The 333-nt window shown below is 44.7% G+C and carries 1 tRNA gene; it reads left to right on the top strand.

Going from position 1 to position 333, the window contains the following annotated elements:
- Positions 1–250: 250 nt before the first annotated feature.
- Positions 251–326 (top strand) — tRNA-Glu (locus ACOB80_RS20865).
- Positions 327–333 lie beyond the last annotated feature (7 nt).

The raw sequence follows: 333 nt of genomic DNA, 5'->3' as shown, positions 1-333 counted from the left end.
CCTAGGACACCGCCCTTTCACGGCGGTAACAGGGGTTCGAATCCCCTTAGGGATGCCACTTTTATCATGGCAACATGAGCGAAGTAGAGTAAACTAGGTCATACTCTACTGAGTTTTCAAGCAATAGCGATATTGTTTGACGGTAAAGGTAACTTTACCAAAGTTTATAGATGTAAGATGGATGATTAGTGTAGCTAATGACTCGTCTTACACTAAAACAGCAAAGTACACTTTGCTAAGCAGTTTTAGTGTCCCTATCGTCTAGAGGCCTAGGACACCGCCCTTTCACGGCGGTAACAGGGGTTCGAATCCCCTTAGGGATGCCACTTTTAT

This window comes from Thalassotalea coralli, from assembly GCF_055786205.1.
The sequence above is the reverse complement of the archived record's forward strand: the minus strand, read 5'-3'. Positions and strand labels throughout refer to the sequence as shown.